The organism is Pseudomonas sp. S11P7, assembly GCF_023195435.1.
Classification (GTDB): domain Bacteria; phylum Pseudomonadota; class Gammaproteobacteria; order Pseudomonadales; family Pseudomonadaceae; genus Aquipseudomonas; species Aquipseudomonas fluorescens_G.
The window spans coordinates 4,603,241-4,624,883 of sequence record NZ_JALPKS020000002.1 but is presented as its reverse complement, the minus strand read 5'-3'; the positions used below and the strand labels follow the sequence as shown (position 1 = coordinate 4,624,883).

Annotated in this window: 17 protein-coding genes and 1 pseudogene; 11 read left to right on the top strand and 7 right to left on the bottom strand. The window is 61.7% G+C overall.

Annotated elements, in window-relative coordinates:
• The first annotated feature begins 7 nt into the window (after nucleotides 1-7).
• Complete coding sequence (garD, locus tag M0746_RS21405) at nucleotides 8-1,561, top strand: galactarate dehydratase (RefSeq protein WP_208938746.1); 1,554 nt, start codon at nucleotides 8-10, stop codon at nucleotides 1,559-1,561.
• 161 nt (nucleotides 1,562-1,722) lie between these two features.
• Nucleotides 1,723-2,664 (top strand): AEC family transporter, encoded by a 942-nt coding sequence (locus tag M0746_RS21400; RefSeq protein ID WP_208938745.1) that lies wholly within the window; start codon nucleotides 1,723-1,725, stop codon nucleotides 2,662-2,664.
• 135 nt (nucleotides 2,665-2,799) lie between these two features.
• Here M0746_RS21400 and M0746_RS21395 read toward each other — a convergent pair whose 3' ends face one another.
• From M0746_RS21395 to gatC, 6 genes are all read right to left on the bottom strand, one after another.
• Nucleotides 2,800-3,180, bottom strand: coding sequence for a carboxymuconolactone decarboxylase family protein (locus M0746_RS21395; protein WP_090281760.1), 381 nt, complete (start codon nucleotides 3,178-3,180; stop codon nucleotides 2,800-2,802).
• On the bottom strand, nucleotides 3,177-4,238 hold the full coding sequence (locus M0746_RS21390) for a calcium/sodium antiporter (RefSeq protein ID WP_208941143.1): 1,062 nt from the start codon (nucleotides 4,236-4,238) through the stop codon (nucleotides 3,177-3,179). The genes M0746_RS21395 and M0746_RS21390 overlap by 4 nt, the downstream gene beginning before the upstream one ends.
• A gap of 46 nt (nucleotides 4,239-4,284) precedes the next feature.
• Entirely contained in the window at nucleotides 4,285-4,656 is a 372-nt protein-coding gene (locus tag M0746_RS21385) for a septal ring lytic transglycosylase RlpA family protein (RefSeq protein ID WP_258450502.1), read from the bottom strand.
• Between the two features lie 145 nt (nucleotides 4,657-4,801).
• Nucleotides 4,802-6,247 carry an Asp-tRNA(Asn)/Glu-tRNA(Gln) amidotransferase subunit GatB gene (gatB, locus tag M0746_RS21380; protein ID WP_090281763.1) on the bottom strand — a complete coding sequence of 482 codons (1,446 nt, stop codon included), beginning with the start codon at nucleotides 6,245-6,247 and terminating at the stop codon, nucleotides 4,802-4,804.
• A gap of 10 nt (nucleotides 6,248-6,257) precedes the next feature.
• Nucleotides 6,258-7,709, bottom strand: coding sequence for an Asp-tRNA(Asn)/Glu-tRNA(Gln) amidotransferase subunit GatA (gatA, locus tag M0746_RS21375; RefSeq protein WP_258450501.1), 1,452 nt, complete (start codon nucleotides 7,707-7,709; stop codon nucleotides 6,258-6,260).
• Nucleotides 7,710-7,725: 16 nt separating this feature from the next.
• On the bottom strand, nucleotides 7,726-8,013 hold the full coding sequence (gene gatC / locus M0746_RS21370) for an Asp-tRNA(Asn)/Glu-tRNA(Gln) amidotransferase subunit GatC (RefSeq protein WP_007976465.1): 288 nt from the start codon (nucleotides 8,011-8,013) through the stop codon (nucleotides 7,726-7,728).
• 211 nt (nucleotides 8,014-8,224) lie between these two features.
• Here gatC and mreB point away from each other — a divergent pair, with 211 nt between their 5' ends.
• The 8 genes and pseudogenes from mreB to tldD all read left to right on the top strand — a co-directional run bounded on the left by mreB (nucleotide 8,225) and on the right by tldD (nucleotide 19,389).
• Entirely contained in the window at nucleotides 8,225-9,262 is a 1,038-nt protein-coding gene (mreB, locus tag M0746_RS21365; protein WP_015093487.1) for a rod shape-determining protein MreB, read from the top strand.
• 141 nt (nucleotides 9,263-9,403) lie between these two features.
• The gene (mreC, locus tag M0746_RS21360) at nucleotides 9,404-10,504 is read left to right on the top strand and encodes a rod shape-determining protein MreC (protein ID WP_258451513.1); all 1,101 of its coding nucleotides are present in this window, start codon (nucleotides 9,404-9,406) and stop codon (nucleotides 10,502-10,504) included.
• Complete coding sequence (gene mreD, locus M0746_RS21355; RefSeq protein WP_090281766.1) at nucleotides 10,504-10,995, top strand: rod shape-determining protein MreD; 492 nt, start codon at nucleotides 10,504-10,506, stop codon at nucleotides 10,993-10,995. Before mreC ends, mreD begins: the two co-directional genes overlap by 1 nt.
• Nucleotides 10,996-11,032: 37 nt before the next feature.
• Entirely contained in the window at nucleotides 11,033-11,629 is a 597-nt protein-coding gene (locus tag M0746_RS21350; protein WP_258450500.1) for a Maf family protein, read from the top strand.
• Nucleotides 11,630-11,687: 58 nt separating this feature from the next.
• Entirely contained in the window at nucleotides 11,688-13,145 is a 1,458-nt protein-coding gene (rng, locus tag M0746_RS21345; protein WP_208938739.1) for a ribonuclease G, read from the top strand.
• A gap of 75 nt (nucleotides 13,146-13,220) precedes the next feature.
• Entirely contained in the window at nucleotides 13,221-17,024 is a 3,804-nt protein-coding gene (locus M0746_RS21340) for a YhdP family protein (RefSeq protein ID WP_258450499.1), read from the top strand.
• Nucleotides 17,025-17,082: 58 nt separating this feature from the next.
• Nucleotides 17,083-17,943: a carbon-nitrogen hydrolase family protein gene (locus M0746_RS21335; RefSeq protein ID WP_258450498.1), complete on the top strand. Its 861-nt coding sequence runs from the start codon at nucleotides 17,083-17,085 to the stop codon at nucleotides 17,941-17,943.
• 4 nt (nucleotides 17,944-17,947) lie between these two features.
• Nucleotides 17,948-19,389, top strand: a pseudogene (gene tldD, locus M0746_RS21330) (metalloprotease TldD).
• 51 nt (nucleotides 19,390-19,440) lie between these two features.
• Here tldD and yjgA read toward each other — a convergent pair.
• Nucleotides 19,441-19,965 carry a ribosome biogenesis factor YjgA gene (yjgA, locus tag M0746_RS21325; protein WP_090281772.1) on the bottom strand — a complete coding sequence of 175 codons (525 nt, stop codon included), beginning with the start codon at nucleotides 19,963-19,965 and terminating at the stop codon, nucleotides 19,441-19,443.
• Nucleotides 19,966-20,073: 108 nt separating this feature from the next.
• Here yjgA and pmbA point away from each other — a divergent pair, with 108 nt between their 5' ends.
• Nucleotides 20,074-21,420 carry a metalloprotease PmbA gene (gene pmbA / locus M0746_RS21320; protein WP_446731280.1) on the top strand — a complete coding sequence of 449 codons (1,347 nt, stop codon included), beginning with the start codon at nucleotides 20,074-20,076 and terminating at the stop codon, nucleotides 21,418-21,420.
• The last annotated feature ends 223 nt before the right edge of the window (nucleotides 21,421-21,643 follow it).

Here is a 21,643-nt window from a genome sequence, read left to right as displayed (position 1 = left end):
CGGCGTCATGCAGTTGATTGAGCATTCCGACTCGCCGCGCTACATCCGCCTGCACGAGCGGGACAACGTTGTAGTGGTGGTCAACGACCAGGGCGTGCCGGCCGGCACCGAGTTTGCCGATGGCCTGGTGACGGTGGACTTTGTGCCGCAGAGCCACAAGGTCACCCTGGAAGACATCCCTGAGGGCGGCGCGGTGATTCGCTACGGGCAGATCATCGGTTATGCCTTGCAGCCGATCCGTCGCGGCAGTTGGGTCAAGGAAGATCAACTGCGCATGCCGACCGCGCCGCCGCTGGACAGCCTGCCGCTGTCCACCGACGTGCCGGACGCTCAGGCTCCGCTGGAAGGCTTCACCTTCGAGGGTTATCGCAACGCCGACGGCACCGTCGGCACGCGCAACATTCTCGGCATCACCACCACCGTGCAGTGCGTCACCGGCGTGCTTGATCATGCGGTGAAAAGGATCAAGGAAGAGCTGCTGCCCAAGTACCCGAACGTCGATGACGTGGTGGCACTGACCCACAGCTACGGCTGCGGCGTGGCGATCACCGCCACCGACGCCTACATTCCGATCCGCACCGTGCGCAATCTGGCGCGCAACCCGAACCTGGGCGGCGAGGCGCTGGTGATCAGCCTGGGCTGCGAGAAATTGCAGGCCGGGCAGGTGATGCACGAGGATGATGCCTCGGTCGATCTCAGTGATCCGTGGTTGTATCGCTTGCAGGACTCCAGTCACGGCTTTACTGAAATGATCGAGCAGATCATGGAACTGGCTGAAGTGCGTTTGAAGAAACTCGACCAGCGCCGCCGCGAAACGGTGCCCGCGTCCGAGCTGATTCTGGGCATGCAGTGCGGCGGCAGCGATGCCTTCTCCGGCATCACTGCCAACCCGGCGCTGGGTTTTGCCTCGGATCTGCTGCTGCGTGCCGGGGCGACGGTGATGTTTTCCGAGGTCACCGAAGTCCGCGACGCGATCTATCTACTGACTTCGCGGGCGCAAACGCAAACCGTGGCTGAAGAGCTGGTACGCGAGATGGACTGGTACGACCGTTATCTGGCCAAGGGCGAGGCCGATCGCAGTGCCAACACCACGCCGGGCAACAAGAAGGGCGGGTTATCGAACATTGTCGAGAAGTCGCTGGGTTCGATCGTCAAGTCGGGCAGCAGCGCGATCAACGGCGTGCTCGGCCCGGGCGAGCGCTTCAAGCAGAAGGGTTTGATTTTCTGTGCGACGCCGGCCAGCGATTTTGTCTGCGGCACCTTGCAACTGGCGGCCGGGATGAACCTGCATGTGTTCACCACCGGGCGTGGCACGCCTTACGGGCTGGCGATGGCGCCAGTGGTCAAGGTCTCGACGCGAACCGAACTGGCGCAGCGCTGGCCGGATCTGATCGACATCGATGCCGGGCGCATTGCTACCGGGCGCGCAACCATCGAGGAATTGGGCTGGGAGCTGTTTCACTACTATCTGGATGTGGCGAGCGGCAAGCAACAGACCTGGGCGGAGAAGCACAAGCTGCATAACGACATTACCTTGTTCAACCCGGCGCCGATTACCTGATCGTTTCATGGAAGATCAAAAGCCCCTCACCCCAGCCCTCTCCCGGAGGGAGAGGGGCCGATCCGGGGATGTGATCGTTCCCACGCTCTGCGTGGGAACGATCAGGGTGAAAGTGGCTTATTATTAGCCTCCTATCGACGCTCACCCAAGGCACCCCCGGCATGCTGGCAATCTTCCTCGAAACCCTGAACATCACCGCGCCGGTATTCGCCATGCTGTTTCTCGGTGTGCTGCTCAAGCGCATCGACTGGATCAACGACAACTTCATCCACACCGCCTCGTCGCTGGTGTTCAACGTGACCATGCCGGCGCTGCTGTTTCTCGGCATTCTGCACGCGGACCTGCACGCCGCTCTGCAACCGTCCCTGCTGATCTACTTCTCGCTCGCCACCCTGGTGAGCTTTGCCGTGGCCTGGGGCTGGGCGATTTTCCGTTGTCCGCGCGAAGATCGTGGCATCTACACCCAGGGCGCGTTTCGCGGCAACAACGGCGTGATCGGCCTGGCACTCGCGGCAAGCATGTACGGTGACTACGGGATTTCCCTCGGGGCGATTCTCGCGGCGCTGGTGATTCTGTTCTACAACACCCTGTCGACCATCGTCCTGGCGGTCTACAGCCCGGTGATCAAGTCTGACCCGTGGAGCATCTGTAAAAGCGTGTTCAGCAATCCGCTGATCATCAGCGTGATCGCCGCGGCGCCGTTTGCCTATTTCAAGATTGGTTTGCCGGGCTGGCTGGAGACCTCGGGCCAGTATCTGGCACAGACCACATTGCCGCTGGCGCTGATCTGCATCGGGGGCACGCTGTCGCTGGCGGCGCTGCGCAAGAGCGGCAAGATGGCGCTCAGTTCCAGTCTGGTGAAAATGGTCGGCTTGCCTGTGCTGGCGACGCTGGGCGCGTGGCTATGGGGCTTTCGCGGGGCGGAGCTGGGGATTCTGTTTCTGTACTTTGGCAGCCCGACGGCCGCGGCGAGTTTCGTCATGGCGCGGGCGGCGCAGGGCAATCATGAGCTGGCAGCGGCGATTATCGTGCTGACCACGTTGATGGCGGCGATCACGACCAATGTCGGGATCTTTGTGTTGCAGTGGGGCGGGTGGATCTAAGCGAAAGATGTTCGATGATTTTTCCGGCCTCATCGCGGGCAAGCCCGCTCCCACAGGGATCTCGTTGTTGACGAAATTTGATTAACAACCGAAAAACCTGTGGGAGCGGGCTTGCCCGCGATGAGGCCCGCGCCGTCACTCAGGTTTCTGGTAGGTATCGATCACTTCCTGCGCCGCGCGAAACGCATCGATCGCCGCCGGCACCCCGGCATACACCGCACAATGCAGCAGCGCCTCACGAATCTCCTCCACCGTGCAGCCATTGTTCAGCGCGCCGCGCACATGGCCCTTCAATTCTTGCGGGCACTTCAGTGCGGTCAGCGCGGCGAGGGTGATCAGGCTGCGGGTTTTCAGCGGCAGGCCTTCGCGATTCCATACCCCGCCCCAGGCATGCTCATTAACGAAATCCTGCAAGGGTTGGGTGAACTCGGTGGCGTTGCCCAATGCGCGATCGACGAACGCGTCGCCCATTACCTGACGACGGATTTCAACTCCGGACTGCTTCGATTCGGTCATGGCATATCCTTCTTGTGATGTTGACGGCGCCAGGCGCGTATCGACGTGAACAACAAAAACATCAACAGCGGCGGCAAGACATAAAACAGCATCAGTCGCTCGAGTCGGCCGGCCAGCGGCATGCCGGTGGTGAACGACACCACATGCAGCCCGTAGACCAGGTACAAACCGAGCAACAGCAAACCTTCGGCGCGGGTCACGCGATAGCCGGAATAGAACACCGGCAGGCATAGCGCCGCGACGCCAAGCATCACCGGCAGGTCGAAATCCAGCGCGTTCGGCGAGACCGACAGTGGCGTCGGTGCGATCAGCGCAGTGAGGCCCAGCACCCCGAGCAGGTTGAACAGGTTGGCGCCGATCACGTTGCCGACGGCGATGTCGCGTTGCCCGCGCAGTGCGGCGATCAATGAGGTAGCCAGTTCCGGCAATGAAGTACCGACCGCAACCACAGTCAGGCCGATCACCCGCTCGGAGAAACCCAGATCGGTGGCGACCACAACCGCGGCGCCCAGCAACAGATGCCCGGCAAACACCAGCATCGCCAGCCCGACGCTGATCATCAGCAAACTGCCGAACCACGACGCCTGGGCGACGTCAGGTTGCTCGGAATGCGGCCGTGTCGAGTGACGTGACTGACGCAACAGCAGGCCGAGGTACAGCGCCAAAGCGGCAAGCAACAAGATGCCGTCGAAGCGGCCGATCTCTTTGTTCCAGGCCAGCAGAAACACCAGCAGGCTGGCGCCGATCATCAGCGGAATATCCAGTCGCACCAGTTGCCGCGAAACGCGCAGCGGAATGATCAGCGCCGACAGCCCGAGCGTGACGAGGATATTAAAGATGCTGCTGCCGACCACGCTGCCGACGGCAATGTCCGGGTTGTGCGCCAGCGCTGCCTGGAGGCTGACGGCCATTTGCGGTGCGCTGCTGCCGAGGGCGACGATGGTCAGGCCGATGATCAGCGGCCGTACATGCAGGCGCGCTGCCAGACGCACCGCCGCGCGCACCATCAGTTCGGCACCGAAGATCAGCAGGCACAGGCCGGCGACGAGTTCGATCAGGCTGATCAGGGGCAGGTCGGCTAATCCGAAAATGGTCAGCGCTCCATTAATCGAGGGCCTGTACGCGAACCCGCGCGGTGCCGCTGCGCAGCATGCCGATCTGCTCGGCGGCCTCGCGCGACAAGTCGATCAGCCGGCCACGGGTGTGCGGGCCGCGGTCGTTGATGCGGACCACGACCGATTCGTCGTTTTTCAGGTTGGTGACTTTCACTCGCGTGCCGAAGGGTAATTGGCGGTGGGCGGCAGTCAGGGAATGCTGGTTGAACGCTTCGCCGCTGGCGGTGCGTTTACCGTGGTGCTTGGCACCGTAGTAGGAGGCGACGCCGCTCTGGTCGTAACCGTGCGGGTCGATGGTGTCGGTGCTGGCGCAACCGGCCAGCAGGGAGAGCAGGGCACAGCCGCCGAGCAAGCGTTTCATTCGAATACTCCAAAGTGATCGTTCCCACGCTCCGGCGTGGGAATGCATCCCGTGACGCTCTGCGTCACACCGCAATGGACGCGGAGCGTCCGGGGCGGCATTCCCACGCAGAGCGCGGGAACGATCCCCGAGCGCGGGGCCGGAATCAGCCTTCGAGCTTGCTTTTCAGCAGTTCGTTCACTTGCTGCGGGTTGGCCTTGCCTTTGGAGGCCTTCATCGCCTGACCGACGAAGAAGCCGAACATCTTGCCGCGCTTGGCTTCATCCGCTGCACGATACTGTTCGACCTGCTCGGCGTTGGCCGCCAGCATTTCATCCAGCACCGCCGAAATCGCGCCGGTGTCGGTGACCTGCTTCAGGCCGCGCTTTTCGATGATCTCGTCAGCACTGCCTTCGCCGTTGGCCATCGCTTCGAACACCACTTTGGCGATCTTGCCGGAGATGGTGTTGTCCTTGATGCGCTGCAGCATGCCGCCCAGCTGTTCAGCGGAAACCGGCGATTCGTCGATGTCCACGCCTTGCTTGTTGAGCAGGCTGCCCAACTCGACCATCACCCAGTTCGCCGCCAGTTTCGCGTCGCCGCCGATGGCCGCGACTTTCTCGAAGTAATCCGCCTGCTCACGGCTGGTGGCCAGCACGTTGGCGTCGTAAGCCGACAGACCGAACTGGCTCTGGAAGCGTTCGCGCTTTTGCGGCGGCAGTTCCGGCAGGGTGGCGCGCACCTCGCCGAGGAACGACTCTTCGATGACCACGGGCAGCAGGTCCGGATCGGGGAAGTAACGGTAGTCGTTGGCTTCCTCTTTCGAACGCATCGGACGGGTCTCGTCCTTGTTCGGATCGTACAGACGGGTCTGCTGGATCACTTTGCCGCCGTCTTCGATCAGCTCGATCTGGCGCTGGATTTCGGAGTTGATCGCCTTCTCGATGAAACGGAACGAGTTGACGTTCTTGATCTCGCAGCGCGTGCCGAACTCGACCTGGCCTTTCGGACGCACCGAGACGTTGCAGTCGCAGCGCAGCGAACCTTCGGCCATGTTGCCGTCGCAGATGCCCAGATAACGCACCAGCGCGTGGATCGCCTTGACGTAAGCCACGGCTTCCTTGGCGCTGCGCATGTCCGGTTCGGAGACGATTTCCAGCAGCGGCGTGCCGGCACGGTTCAGGTCGATGCCGGTGGCGCCGTTGAATTCTTCGTGCAGGCTCTTGCCGGCGTCTTCTTCAAGGTGCGCGCGGGTGATGCCGACGCGTTTGACCGTGCCGTCTTCCAGGGCGATGTCCAGGTGGCCTTTACCGACAATCGGCAACTCCATCTGGCTGATCTGATAGCCCTTCGGCAGGTCCGGATAGAAGTAGTTTTTGCGCGCAAACACGTTGTGCTGACCGATCTCGGCGTCAATCGCCAGACCGAACATCACCGCCATGCGCACCGCTTCCTGGTTGAGCACCGGCAGCACGCCGGGCATGCCCAGGTCTACGAGGCTGGCCTGGGTGTTCGGCTCGGAGCCGAAGGTGGTGGAACTACCGGAAAAGATTTTCGACCGGGTGGTGAGCTGAGTATGAATCTCCAGCCCGATCACGACTTCCCATTGCATGTGTGTCTCCTCAGAAGCCGGTTGGGGTGCGGGTGTGCCAGTCAGTGTTGAGCTGATACTGGTGGGCAACGTTCAACAGGCGACCTTCCTGGAAATACGGTGCGAGCAACTGCACGCCCACCGGCAGGCCGTCGACAAAACCGGCCGGCATCGACAGGCCCGGCAGGCCGGCGAGGTTGGCGGTGATGGTGTAGACGTCTTCCAGATAGGCAGCGACCGGGTCACTGTTTTTCGCGCCGAGCTTCCAGGCCGGGTTCGGCGTGGTTGGGCCGAGGATGATGTCGACTTCATTAAAGGCTGCCATGAAATCGTTCTTCACCAGACGACGGATCTTCTGCGCTTTCAGGTAGTAGGCGTCGTAGTAACCGGCGGACAGCGCGTAGGCACCGACCATGATCCGGCGCTGCACTTCAGGCCCGAAGCCTTCGCCACGGGAGCGCTTGTACAGGTCGATGAGGTTTTCCGGGTTCTCGCAGCGATGGCCGAAACGCACGCCGTCGAAACGCGACAGGTTCGAGGAGGCTTCTGCCGGGGCGATCACGTAGTACGCCGGAATCGCATGCTGCATGTTCGGCAGGCTGATTTCCTTGATCACCGCACCGAGCTTCTGCAGCTGCTGGATGCTGTTCTGGATCAGCTCGGCGATGCGCGGGTCGAGACCGGCGCTGAAGTATTCCTTCGGCACGCCAATGCGCAGGCCTTGCAGGGAATCGCCGAGGCTGGCGGAGTAATCCGGCACCGGCTCATCGATGCTGGTCGAATCGTTCTGATCGAAACCGGCCATGCCTTGCAGCAGAATCGCGCAGTCTTCAGCGGTGCGCGCGAGCGGGCCACCCTGATCGAGGCTGGAGGCGTAGGCGATCATGCCCCAGCGCGATACGCGACCGTAGGTCGGTTTCAGGCCGGTCAGGTTGGTGAATGCCGCCGGCTGACGGATCGAGCCGCCAGTGTCGGTGGCGGTCGCGGCAGGCAACAGGCGAGCGGCCACAGCGGCGGCCGAACCACCGGACGAACCGCCCGGTACGTGTTCCAGATTCCACGGGTTTTTCACCGCGCCGTACCAGCTCGACTCGTTGGCCGAACCCATGGCGAATTCGTCCATGTTGGTCTTGCCCAGGGTCACGGCGCCGGCAGCGGCCAGCTTCGCCACCACGGTGGCGTCGTACGGGGCCTTGAAGTTGTCGAGCATCTTCGAGCCGCAGCTGGTGCGAATGCCTTGGGTGCAGAACAGGTCTTTGTGGGCGATCGGCGCGCCGAGCAGGGCGCCGCTCTCACCATTGGCGCGGCGCGCATCGGCGGCTTTCGCCTGCTCGAGGGCCAGCTCTTCGGTGAGGCTGATGAAACTGTTGAGCTGCGGATCGAGCTGGGTGATTCGCGCCAGCAGGACCTTGGTCAGCTCTTCGGAGGAAAACTTTTTATCGGCGAGACCGCGGGCGATCTCGGCCAGAGTCATTTGATGCATTGCAGGCTCTTTCCCTTTAGTCGATGACTTTCGGAACCAGATACAGGCCGTTTTCGACCGCTGGTGCGATGGACTGGTAGGCCTCGCGGTTATTGGTCTCGGTCACAACGTCGGCGCGCAGGCGCTGACTGGCTTCCAGCGGGTGGGCCAGAGGCTCGATTCCGTCGGTATTTACAGCCTGCATTTCGTCGACCAGACCGAGAATGCTGTTGAGGGCGGAAGTAATGTGTGGAAGATCGGCATCATTGAGGCCAAGGCAGGCCAGATGAGCGATTTTTTCCACGTCGGAGCGTTCTAGCGCCATCGGGATTCTCCTGTGGAAAACAGAACGGACGGCGTCCGTGTGTTAGATTGTCGGAACACTACCGCACTTCTACGGTCATAAGGCCGCGATTGTGGGGCTTGGTGCACAGAAAAGCGGCCAATTTAACATATTGGCGCCTTGCCCAAAATCCCTGTCGTTGTTAGAGTTTGCCGCACTTTTTTACCCACGCGTTGCCTAGGGTCCCTTTCCCATGTTCAAGAAACTGCGTGGCATGTTTTCCAGCGATCTTTCCATTGACCTGGGCACTGCCAACACCCTTATTTACGTGCGCGAGCGCGGTATCGTCCTGAATGAGCCATCGGTTGTGGCCATTCGGACACACGGTAACCAGAAAAGTGTCGTCGCTGTCGGCACCGAAGCCAAGCGCATGCTCGGCCGTACGCCGGGCAACATTGCTGCCATTCGTCCGATGAAGGACGGCGTGATCGCCGACTTCAGCGTTTGCGAAAAGATGCTGCAGTACTTTATCAACAAGGTTCACGAAAACAGTTTTCTGCAGCCCAGCCCGCGTGTGCTGATCTGCGTTCCATGCAAATCCACTCAGGTCGAGCGTCGCGCCATTCGCGAGTCGGCGCTGGGTGCCGGCGCCCGTGAAGTATTCCTGATCGAAGAGCCAATGGCCGCTGCCATCGGTGCCGGCCTGCCGGTGGAAGAAGCCCGCGGTTCGATGGTGGTCGATATCGGTGGCGGTACCACTGAAATCGCGCTGATCTCCCTGAACGGCGTGGTCTATGCCGAATCCGTACGTGTGGGCGGCGACCGTTTCGACGAAGCGATCATCACTTACGTACGTCGCAACTACGGCAGCCTGATCGGTGAGTCCACTGCTGAGCGCATCAAGCAGGAAATCGGTACGGCCTACCCGGGCGGCGAAATCCGTGAAGTCGACGTTCGCGGTCGCAACCTGGCCGAAGGCGTTCCTCGCGCATTCACCCTGAACTCCAACGAAGTGCTGGAAGCTCTGCAAGAGTCGCTGGCAACCATCGTTCAGGCCGTGAAAAGCGCGCTGGAGCAGTCGCCGCCGGAACTGGCGTCCGACATCGCCGAGCGTGGCCTGGTGCTGACCGGTGGTGGTGCGCTGCTGCGTGACCTCGACAAGCTGCTGGCGCAAGAGACGGGTCTGCCGGTGATCGTTGCCGAAGATCCGCTGACTTGCGTAGCTCGCGGCGGTGGCCGTGCATTGGAAATGATGGATAAGCACACCATGGATCTGCTCTCGAGCGAGTAAGTCGCCGATTGCATTACGTGGGTGAACGCACAGGCAGCACTTTGCAGTGCTGCCTGTTGGCGTTTATCTTCTGTCAGTCTTCATCCAGGCCGGTTTGATGCCGTATGAATAAACAGAACATTTGCCTGGGAGGAGCGGCTTATTAAACCGCTTTTCACCAAAGGCCCTTCGTTGGGCGTGCGCCTGTTGGTGCTGGCCGTGCTCGCGGTCGCGCTGATGGTGGTCGATGCGCGTTTCGACCTGCTCAAGCCCGCGCGCAAACAAGCGTCGCTGGTGCTGATGGATGCCTACTGGATCACTGACCTGCCCGGCAGATTGTGGGACGGGGTCGCCAGTCAGTTCGGCAGCCGTACCGAGCTTGTCGCTGAAAACGAAAAACTCAAGACCGAAAACCTGCTGTTGCAGGGGCGCATGCAAAAGCTTGCCGCCCTGACCGAGCAGAACGTTCGGCTACGCGAGTTGCTCAATTCCTCCGCGCTGGTCAATGAAAAGGTCGAAGTGGCCGAGCTGATCGGCATGGACCCCAACCCCTTCACCCATCGCATCATCATCAATAAAGGTGAGCGCGATGGCGTGGTCCTCGGTCAGCCGGTGCTCGATGCCCGCGGGCTGATGGGCCAGGTGGTCGAATTGATGCCTTACACCTCGCGTGTATTGCTGTTGACCGACACCACCCACAGCATTCCCGTCCAGGTCAACCGTAACGGTCTGCGCGCGATTGCCAGCGGCACCGGCAATCCGGAGCGTCTGGAACTGCGCCATGTCGCCGACACCGCGGATATCAAGGAAGGCGATCTGCTGGTCAGCTCCGGTCTCGGCCAGCGTTTCCCGGCCGGTTACCCGGTGGCCACGGTGAAGGAAGTCATCCACGATTCCGGCCAGCCGTTCGCCATCGTCCGCGCCGTGCCGACCGCCGCGTTGAATCGCAGCCGCTACCTGCTGCTGGTGTTCAGCGACAGCCGCACCGCCGAAGAACGCGCCAACGAAGCCGCTCAGGCCCAGGAGCAGCTCGATGCCCACGGTGGCGGTCCGATGATGCCGGTCAACGTACCCAAGCCTCTGATCATGGCGACGCCGGCGACCCCGGCTGCTGCGCCTGCCAGCGAAGCGGCGGCACCCGCAGCCACGCCTGCTGCCACGCCTGCCAAGCCTGCTGCGACTAAACCGCCGGCCGCCGCCAAACCACCGGCAGCGACAAAGCCACCGGCGAAACCGCCAGCCACCACCGGGGGACGAGAATAATGGTCGGGGCCAAAGCTTCGGGGAATGGCTGGATGATCTGGCTAACGTTCGTCATCGGCATCCTGCTCAGCGTATCGCCGCTACCGATTTTCATGGAAATCCTGCGTCCGCTCTGGCTGGCCCTGCTGGTGACGTTCTGGGCGCTGTACATGCCGCACACGGTCGGCATGGTTACGGCGTTCTGTCTGGGCCTGGCCGAAGACGTGCTGCAAGGCGACCTGCTGGGGCAGAACGCGTTGATCCTGACGCTGATCACCTTTCTGGTGCTGTCGTTGCAGCAGCGTCTGCGCATGTTTCCGATGTGGCAGCAGTGCCTGGTGATCCTGGTGATTTTCGGTCTCGCGCAATTGGCTCAACTGTGGCTCAGCGCCTTGACCGGCAACCGTCAGCCAACTCTCGCCCTGGTCTTGCCGGCGTTGGTCAGTGCCTTGCTCTGGCCGTGGGTCAGTTTCGCCTTACGCGGATTGTGCCGACGTTACAGAATCTATTGAGCCGGTGAAGCAGGGCACTGAACAGGGAGATGTTTTGATGAAGCTGCTTTACCTCGCCTCCGGATCGCCACGCCGGCGTGAATTGCTCACGCAGATCGGCGTAGCGTTCACCGCCATCAGCGCGGACATCGACGAAACTCCTTTACTTGAAGAATCGCCCTCGGCCTATGTCGAACGCCTCGCGCGCGGCAAGGCTGACGCCGGGCGCCGCAGCGTCGTGTCCGCTCAGGGCTACTGCGTGTTGGGCGCCGACACCGCGGTGGTGCTTGACGGCAAAATTCTTGGCAAACCGGTGGACGAAGCCGACGCATGCGCCATGCTGATGATGTTGTCTGGCAGGGAGCATGAAGTGCTGACGGCCATCGCCGTGCTCGAAGGCGAACGCTGCGAGTCGCGGGTGGTGCGCAGTCTGGTGCGCTTTCGCCCGATCAGCCGCGAGGAAGCCGCCGCCTACTGGGCCAGCGGTGAACCCCAGGACAAGGCCGGCGGTTATGGCATTCAAGGCCTCGGCGGGGTGTTCGTTGCCAGCCTCAATGGCAGCTACTCGGCCGTGGTCGGCTTGCCCGTTTGCGAAACCTGCGAGGTATTGGGCCATTTCGGCATACCCTGTTGGCAAAACCTGAACGCGCCATAAGCGTCGTACCCATCCAGATGCGGCCATTATCGTGAACATGCCTGAACGAGATCCTGCCATGAGTGAAGAGATTCTGATCAACATCACGCCGATGGAGTCGCGCGTGGCGGTGGTCGAAAACGGTGTGCTGCAAGAAGTCCATGTTGAGCGCACGCAAAAGCGCGGGATCGTCGGCAACATCTATAAAGGCAAGATCGTGCGCGTATTGCCGGGCATGCAGGCGGCGTTCGTCGATATTGGTCTGGACCGTGCGGCGTTCATTCACGCCGCAGAAATTTCCCTGCGCGAAGGCCCGGCGGTCGAGAGCATCAGTTCGCTGGTGCACGAAGGCCAGAGCCTGGTGGTGCAAGTGACCAAGGACCCGATCGGTTCCAAGGGCGCACGCCTGACCACGCAACTGTCGATACCGTCGCGCTATCTGGTGTACATGCCACGCACGGCCCACGTCGGTATTTCGCTGAAAATCGAAGACGAAGCCGAGCGTGAACGTCTCAAGCAGGTGGTCAGCGATTGCGTGGCCAAAGAAGGTATCAAGGAAGCGGGTGGCTTTATTCTGCGTACTGCAGCCGAAGGCGCCGGTGCTGATGAAATCCTCATGGACATCCGTTACCTGCGGCGTTTGTGGGATCAGATCAACGAACAGATCAAAACCATCGCTGCGCCCAAGGTAATTTACGAAGACCTCGGCCTGGCGCTGCGCACGCTGCGCGATCTGGTCAACCCGAAAATCGAGAAGATCCGTATCGATTCCCGGGAAACCTTTCAGAAAACCACGCAGTTCGTCGCTGAACTGATGCCGGAAATCGCTGATCGTCTGGAGCATTATCCGGGCGAACGACCGATTTTCGACCTGTATGGCGTCGAAGACGAAATCCAGAAAGCCCTCGAGCGCAAGGTGCCGCTGAAATCCGGCGGCTATCTGGTGGTCGATCCGGCGGAAGCCATGACTACCATCGACGTCAACACCGGGGCGTTCGTTGGTCATCGCAACCTTGAAGAAACCATTTTCAAGACCAACCTCGAAGCGGCGACCGCGATTGCCCGGCAACTGCGCCTGCGCAATCTCGGCGGGATCATCATCATCGATTTCATTGACATGGAAGATGAAGAGCATCAGCGTCAGGTGCTGCGTACGCTGGAAAAGCAGCTGGAGCGTGATCACGCCAAGACCAACATCATCGGGATCACCGAGTTGGGCCTGGTGCAGATGACCCGCAAGCGTACCCGCGAAAGCCTCGAGCAAGTGCTCTGCGAGCCGTGCAGCAGTTGCCAGGGCCGGGGCAAGCTGAAAACCGCCGAAACCATCTGTTACGAGATCTTCCGCGAGATCCTGCGTGAAGCCCGTGCCTATCAGGCCGAGGGTTATCGGGTGCTGGCCAATCAGAAGGTGGTTGATCGCCTGCTCGATGAAGAATCCGGTAACGTCGCCGAGCTTGAAGGGTTTATCGGCCGCACCATACGCTTCCAGGTGGAAACCATGTATTCCCAGGAACAATACGACGTGGTGCTGCTCTGAACCCCTGCATCACCTTTAATCCACCGCGGCTGGCCTCAGCTTTTCGCAGTATTTTCGCCATGGGAGCCACCTGACATGGAGCGTCTGACCCGCATTCTGGCCGCACTCACCCGGTGGGGGCTGGGCCTGTGCGCGTTGGTTCTGGTGTTGATGGCGTTGTATGTCAGTCTCGGCCGCGAACTGACCCCGCTCGTGGCCGAATACCGTACCGATATCGAAGACAAGGCCAGTACTGCCCTCGGCATGCCGTTGCAGATCGGCGAGCTGGAGGGCAACTGGAGCGGTTTTGCGCCGATCCTGCTGGCGCATGACGTGATGGTCGGCAGCGGCGCCAACGCGCTGCGTCTGGACCGTGTACGCGCGGTGCCGGATCTGTGGGCCAGTCTGCTCGCCCGCGAAGTGCGCATTGCGCATCTTGAATTCAATGGCTTGAAGATCAGCCTCAAGGAAGGCGAAGACGGCAAGTGGGCGCTGGAAGGCCTGCCAGTGCAGAACGATCAGCCGTTCGACGCCGCGCAACTGTTCCAGCGTTCGCAGATGATCCAGCAATTGTCGATTCTCGACAGCCAGGTCACGCTGCAGCCGCTCGATCACCCGCCAATGACCCTGACCTACGTCGGGATCAATCTGAAAACCGGCGCCAGTCGCCAGCGTCTCGACGCACGCCTGACCTTGCCCGACGGCCAGCCTGTGGCGTTGAACCTGCGCACGCGGCTGCGTCCGGAGCAATGGCAGAACAGCACGGTCGACGGTTACGCCAGCCTGCCGCAGAGCGACTGGTCGAAGTGGCTGCCGGAACGCCTGACCCAGCAATGGAATTTTTCCGAGATCAAGGCCGGCGGCGAACTTTGGGTGAACTGGGCCGAGGGCACCCTGCAAAGCGCGGCGTTGCGCCTCAATGCTCCGCAAATCACCGGCGCCTACGCCGAGCGCAAACCAATCCAGATCAACAATCTGGCGCTCAATGCCTATTACCGCAACAGCGCCGAGGGCGCGAGCGTCATTCTCGATTCGCTGGCGATGAGCTTCGGCGAAACCCGCTGGGAATCGCGCGTGCAGGTGCAGCAGACCCGCGCGAACGACAAGGTCGAAGAGCTCTGGCATTTGCAGGCTGATCGCCTCGACCTGACGCCGATCACACCGCTGCTCAACGCGCTGGGGCCGCTGCCGCAGAGTTTCGCCACGGTGGTCGAGCGGCTCAAGGTCACCGGCGGCTTGCGCAATGTCCTGCTGGACTTCCACCCGAATGCCACCGACGGAACCAAATTCGGCTTTGCCGCCAATCTGGATAACGTCGGCTTCGATGCCTATCACGGCGCACCGGCGGCACGAAATGTCAGCGGTAGCCTGAGCGGCAATCTCGACGGCGGCGAGTTGCGCCTGGACAGCAAGGACTTTGTCCTGCACCTCGACCCGATCTTCGCCAAGCCCTGGCAATACCTGCAAGCCAACGCCCGGTTGACCTGGAAACTCGACAAGGACGGCTTCACCCTGATCGCGCCGTACCTGAAGGTGCTGGGCGAGGAGGGCAAGATCGCCGGCGACTTCCTGATTCGCCTGCACTTCGACCACAGCCAGGAAGACTACATGGACCTGCGCGTCGGTCTGGTCGAGGGCGATGGTCGTTACACCGCTAAATATCTGCCGGCAGTGCTCAGCCCGGCGCTCGATGAATGGCTGCGCACGGCCATTCTCAAAGGCGCGGTCGATCAGGGCTTTTTCCAGTATCAGGGCTCGCTGAGCAAGAATGCCGGGGATGCCGATCGCAGCATCAGCCTGTTCTTCAAGGTGCACGACGCCGAACTGGCCTTTCAGCCGGGCTGGCCGCATGTGAAGAAGGTCAGTGGCGATGTGTTCATCGAGGACAGTGGCGTGCGGATCTGGGCCGACAAGGGCCAATTGCTGGACACTCAGGTAAGCGATGTCTTCGTCAATATTCTCCATGTACCGGCCGGGCAAAACCCCCACCTGTTGCTCGATGGCGCGTTTGCCGGCGGCTTGGGCGACGGGCTGAAAATCCTCCAGGAAGCGCCGATCGGCACCGCCGATACGTTTGCCGGTTGGGAAGGCGCGGGTGATCTCACCGGCAAGCTCAAACTCGACGTACCGCTGGCCAAGGGCGAGCAACCAAAAGTCCTCGTCGACTTCAAGACCGCCAATGCCCGCTTGAAACTGGCCGAGCCGAAACTGGAACTGACGCAGCTCAAGGGCGACTTCCGCTTCGACAGCGCCAAAGGCCTGAGCGGGCAGAACATCGCCGCGCGTGCCTTCGACAAACCCGTCACCGCGCAGATTTTCGCCGATGGCAGCCCGGGCAAGCTCAAGACTCGGGTCGCTGCGACGGGGCAGGTCGAAGTCAAGAAACTCACTGACTGGCTGGGCGTGACCCAGCCGTTGCCAGTGTCGGGGACGATTCCCTATCAGTTGCAGTTGAATCTGGACGGCGTCGACAGTCAGTTGATGGTCAGCTCGAATCTCAAAGGCGTGGCGGTGGATCTGCCGGCGCCGTTCGGCATGGCTGCCGATGTCGGTCGTGACACGGTATTTCGCATGACCTTGCAGGGGCAGGAGCGGCGTTACTGGGTCAATTACGATCAATTGGCCAACTTCACCTTCGCGGCGCCGCCGAGCAATTTTGCCGAGGGCCGTGGGGAATTGTTCCTCGGTGCCGGCGAAGCGGTGCTGCCGGGCGCCAAAGGCTTGCGCATTCGCGGTGTGTTGTCGGAGCTGGACGTTGCGCCCTGGCAGAATCTGGTCAACCAGTACGCCGGGCAGGATCCGGGCGGCAGCGCCAAGCAATTGCTCAACAGCGCGGACTTCAAGGTCGGCAAGCTCACCGCAATGGGCACGACGCTGGATCAGGCATCGGTACAGCTCAATCGCAAACCCGCCGCGTGGAATCTGGCCCTCGACAGCCAGCAGGCCAAAGGCACGGCGAGCCTGCCGGACGCCAAAGGCGTGCCGATCGCGGTCAACTTGCAATACGTGAAACTGCCGGCGCCGGACCCGGCAGTGCAGGCTGACGAAAATGCGCCCGATCCACTGGCTTCAGTCGATCCGACGAAAATTCCGGCGCTGGATATTACCCTCAACCAGCTATTCCTCGGCCCCGATCTGGTCGGTGGCTGGTCGCTGAAAATCCGTCCCACCGCCAAAGGCATCGCTCTCAACAACCTCGACATGGGCCTCAAGGGCATCCTGCTGCAAGGCAACGGTGGCTGGGAAGGCACGCCGGGTTCGACCAGCAGTTGGTACAAGGGGCGTATCGGCGGCAAGAACCTCGCCGACGTGCTCAAGGGTTGGGGTTTCGCGCCGAGCGTAACCAGCGAAGAATTCCATATGGACGTCGACGGCCGTTGGCCGGGTTCGCCGGCCTGGCTGGCGACCAAGCGTTTCTCCGGGACACTGGATGCTTCGTTGAACAAGGGCCAGTTTGTCGAAGTGGAGGGCGGCGCGCAGGCCTTGCGTGTGTTCGGTCTGCTCAACTTCAACTCGATCGGCCGCCGCTTACGCCTGGACTTTTCCGACCTGTTCGGCAAGGGCTTGAGCTATGACCGGGTCAAAGGCCTGCTGGTGGCAAACAACGGCGTGTATGTGACCCGTGAGCCGATTCGCCTGACCGGCCCGTCGAGCAATCTTGAACTGGACGGCACCCTCGATCTGGTTGACGACAAGGTCGATGCGAAATTGCTGGTGACCTTGCCGGTGACCAACAACCTGCCGATTGCCGCGTTGCTCGTCGGCGCACCGGCAGTCGGTGGCGCCTTGTTCTTGATCGACAAGCTGATCGGGGACCGTGTGGCGCGCTTCGCCAGTGTCAAATACACGGTCAAAGGTCCATGGAAAGAGCCGAAAATCACTTTCGACAAGCCTTTTTGAGCGGCCCGGCCTTGGAGCGATGGAGTAGCATGGCCAGATACCTCGTTGGGAGTTCGCCATGTCTTTAGCGGTGATTCAAATGGTCAGCCAGAGCGACGTGCTGGCCAATCTGGCTCAGGCCCGGCGCCTGCTCGAACAGGCCGCGGCCGGCGGCGCGAAGCTGGCGGTGCTGCCGGAGAACTTCGCTGCGATGGGCCGTCGCGATGTCGCTGATATCGGTCGCGCCGAAGCGCTGGGCGAAGGGCCGATCCTGCCATGGTTGAAACAGACCGCCCGCGACCTCACCTTATGGATAGTGGCCGGCACGTTGCCGTTGCCGCCGGCGGATCAGCCGACTGCCAGGGCCCATGCCTGCTCGCTGCTGATCAATGATCAGGGCGAAATCGTTGCCCGCTACGACAAGCTGCACCTGTTCGATGTCGATGTGGCGGACAATCGCGGGCGTTACCGCGAATCCGATGACTATGCTTATGGCAGCAATGTGGTGGTGGCTGACACGCCAGTGGGCCGGCTCGGTCTGACGGTGTGTTACGACCTGCGGTTTCCCGAGTTGTACAGCGAATTGCGTGCGGCCGGTGCCGAGTTGATCAGCGCGCCGTCGGCGTTCACCGCGGTGACTGGCGCGGCGCATTGGGACGTTCTGATTCGCGCGCGGGCCATCGAGACCCAGTGTTACGTATTGGCGGCTGCGCAGGGCGGGACTCACCCGGGGCCGCGAGAAACCTTCGGCCATGCCGCGATCGTCGACCCGTGGGGCCGTGTGCTGGCCAGTCAGGATCAAGGCGAAGCGGTGTTGTTGGCCGAACGCGACATCAATGAACAAGCGTCCATCCGGGCGCGCATGCCGGTGACGAATCATCGGCGGTTTTTCTCGCAGGGCGCTCAGCGGCCTGCTTCAGAACACGAATTTAAGGCGTAAACCCATGAGCGAGTTGTTGTCCTCTGTCAGTGATCACCTGTTGGCGCCCGGCGGCGTGACGATCGAGAGCCTGCAAGGCGTGCTCGGCGATCTCGCCGGCCCCGGCATCGATGCCGCCGATCTGTATTTCCAGGGCCAGATTTCCGAGTCCTGGGCGCTGGAAGACGGCATCGTCAAGGAAGGCAGCTTCAACCTCGACCAGGGTGTCGGCGTACGTGCGCAGTCCGGGGAAAAAACCGGTTTCGCTTACAGCAACGCGATCACCCTCGAAGCCCTCGGCGCCGCTGCCCGTGCGGCGCGTTCGATCTCCCGTGCCGGGCAGAACGGCACGGTGCAGGCGTTCAGCACCCAGGATGTGGCGCAACTGTACGCGCCGGACAACCCGCTGGAAGTGCTCAGCCGCGCCGAGAAAGTCGAGTTGCTCAAGCGTATCGACGTCGCCACGCGCGCCCTCGACCCGCGTATCCAGCAGGTCAGCGTGAGCATGGCCGGGGTCTGGGAACGGATTCTGGTAGCGTCCACTGACGGTGGCCTGGCCGCCGATGTGCGCCCGCTGGTGCGCTTCAACGTTAGCGTCATTGTTGAGCAGAATGGCCGTCGCGAGCGCGGCGGGCATGGCGGTGGCGGGCGTACCGACTACCGCTATTTCCTCGCCGAAGACCGCGCCATGGGTTACGCCCGCGAGGCACTGCGTCAGGCGCTGGTTAACCTGGAAGCGATTCCGGCACCGGCCGGCACGCTGCCCGTGGTGCTGGGCTCGGGCTGGTCCGGGGTGTTGCTGCACGAGGCGGTCGGTCACGGTCTGGAAGGCGATTTCAACCGCAAGGGCAGTTCGGCCTACAGCGGACGCATGGGCGAGATGGTTGCGTCGAAACTCTGCACCATCGTCGACGACGGCACCTTGAGCGGCCGCCGCGGATCGCTGAGTGTCGACGACGAAGGCACGCCGACCGAGTGCACCACGCTGATCGAAAACGGCGTGCTCAAGGGTTACATGCAGGACAAGCTCAACGCGCGTCTGATGGGTGTGGCCCGCACCGGTAACGGCCGTCGCGAGTCCTACGCGCATCTGCCGATGCCACGCATGACCAACACCTACATGCTCGGCGGCGAAAGCGATCCGGCGGAAATCATCGCTTCGGTGAAAAAGGCATCTACTGCGCCAATCTCGGCGGCGGTCAGGTCGACATCACCAGCGGCAAGTTCGTGTTTTCCACCAGCGAGGCGTATCTGATCGAGGACGGCAAGATCACCGCGCCGGTCAAAGGCGCGACGTTGATCGGCAACGGTCCCGAGGCGATGAGCCGGGTGTCGATGGTCGGTAACGATCTGGCGCTGGACAGCGGGGTCGGCACGTGCGGCAAGGATGGGCAGTCGGTGCCGGTGGGTGTGGGCCAGCCGACGCTGAAAATCGATGCGATCACCGTCGGTGGCACGGGCGCATAAGAAGGGGTGGAGCTTCGGGTGGCGCGCAGGGCGGCCACCCGGTGGCGAAGATCAGCGCAGGCCGCGTTGAGTTTCGTCCAGCTCACGGATGTACTTGAAGATCTTGCGGCTGGAAGCAGGAGGTTTGTTTTGCGCAACCTCGTGCTGAGCCTGACGGATCAGGGAACGCAATTGCTGGCGATCGGCGTCCGGGTACTCGACGACGAATTTCTCCAGCACGGCGTCATCGCCGCCGATCAGGCGGTCGCGCCAGCGTTCGAGATTGTGGAAACGCTCGTTGTACTGACGGGTCGAGGCATCGAGTTGATCGAGCAAGGTCAGAATCGCGTCGGTGTCCTGATCGCGCATCAGTTTGCCGATGAACTGCAGGTGCCGTTTACGCGCGATGTTCGCGGTGTGCTTGGGCGCATCGGCCAGCGCCCGGCGCAGGGCGTCGGTCAATGGCAGTTTTGCGATCAAGTCAGGCTTGAGTGTGGTCAGGCGCTCGCCGAGGTCAACCAGAGCATGCAGCTCGCGTTTGACCTGAGATTTGCTTTTTTCTCCCGTATCGAGGGAGTCGTCGTAAGAATCAACCATGGTGGCAGTCCGCAAAGAAACGCCGCCATGATAACCAGTCGGGGGCCGCTTGTCCGGCCCGGTCGCTCGATGGCCCCAGCCGAAAGCAGAATTTGAGTGGAGATGAGCATGAGTGCAGTTCAAAGCGTCGGCCCGCAGGCATTGCCGGCACTGCAGGAACAGGTCGAGCAGATCATCGCCGAAGCCAAGCGTCAGGGGGCCAGTGCCTGCGAAGTCGCGGTGTCGCTGGAACAGGGTTTGTCGACATCGGTGCGCCAGCGTGAAGTCGAAACGGTCGAGTTCAATCGTGACCAGGGCTTTGGCATCACCTTGTACGTCGGCCAGCGCAAGGGCTCGGCCAGCACCTCGGCGACCGGCCCGGACGCTATTCGCGAGACCGTCGCAGCGGCGCTGGCGATTGCCAAACACACCTCCGAAGACGAAGCCTCGGGCCTTGCCGATGCAGCGCTGATGGCCAAGGAACAGCACGATTTCGATCTGTTCCACGAATGGGATATCACCCCGGAGCAAGCGATCGAGAAGGCCTTGCTGTGTGAAGCGGCGGCATTCGATGCCGACGCACGTATCAAGAACGCCGACGGCACCACCCTCAGCACCCATCAGGGCTGTCGCGTGTACGGTAACAGCCACGGTTTCATTGGTGGCTACGCATCGACCCGACACAGCCTCAGTTGCGTGATGATTGCTGAAGCCGACGGGCAGATGCAGCGTGATTACTGGTATGACGTCAATCGCCAGGGCACGCTGCTGGCCGATCCGGTGAGCATCGGCCAAAAAGCCGCGCAACGGGCGGCGAGCCGTCTCGGCGCGCGTCCGGTGCCGACCTGTGAAGTGCCGGTGCTGTTTTCCGCCGAGCTGGCTGGGGGCTTGTTCGGCAGCTTCCTCTCGGCGGTGTCCGGCGGCAGTCTGTATCGCAAATCGTCGTTCCTTGAAGGCACGCTGGGCCAGAAGCTGTTCCCGGAGTGGATGACCATCGACGAGCGTCCGCATCTGATGCGCGCCATGGGCAGCGCTTCGTATGACGGTGACGGTCTGGCGACCTACGCCAAACCGTTCGTCGAGAACGGCGAATTGGTCTCCTACATTCTCGGTACTTATTCCGGCCGTAAACTGGGTATGCCGAGCACGGCGAACGCGGGTGGCGTGCACAACCTGTTCGTCACCCATGGCGACGAAGATCAGGCGGCGCTGTTGAAACGCATGGGCCGTGGGCTACTGGTTACCGAGTTGATGGGCCATGGTCTGAACATGGTCACCGGCGACTATTCGCGTGGTGCGGCCGGTTTCTGGGTCGAGAACGGCGAGATTCAGTTCGCCGTGCAGGAAGTGACCATCGCCGGCAACATGCGCGATATGTTCAAGCAGATCGTTGCCGTTGGTAATGATCTGGAGCTGCGCAGCAACATTCGCACCGGTTCGGTGTTGATCGAGCGGATGACCGTCGCGGGCAGCTAAACCCCGGTCCGCTGAGCGAAAAGGCGCGTCATCCGCACTGGATGACGCGCCTTTTTTATTGCTCTCGCCACAGCCCCCTTGTGAGAGCGAGCATCTCCATGGCTGACACGCTTGTGTTGCGTCTTATTATCATTTAATAATCAATCCCATCTATCCGTTGGAAGAGCTACTTAAACCCTGAAAGCTCACCGCCGGCGGCGTGTAAACCCCGCAATCGCTTTGG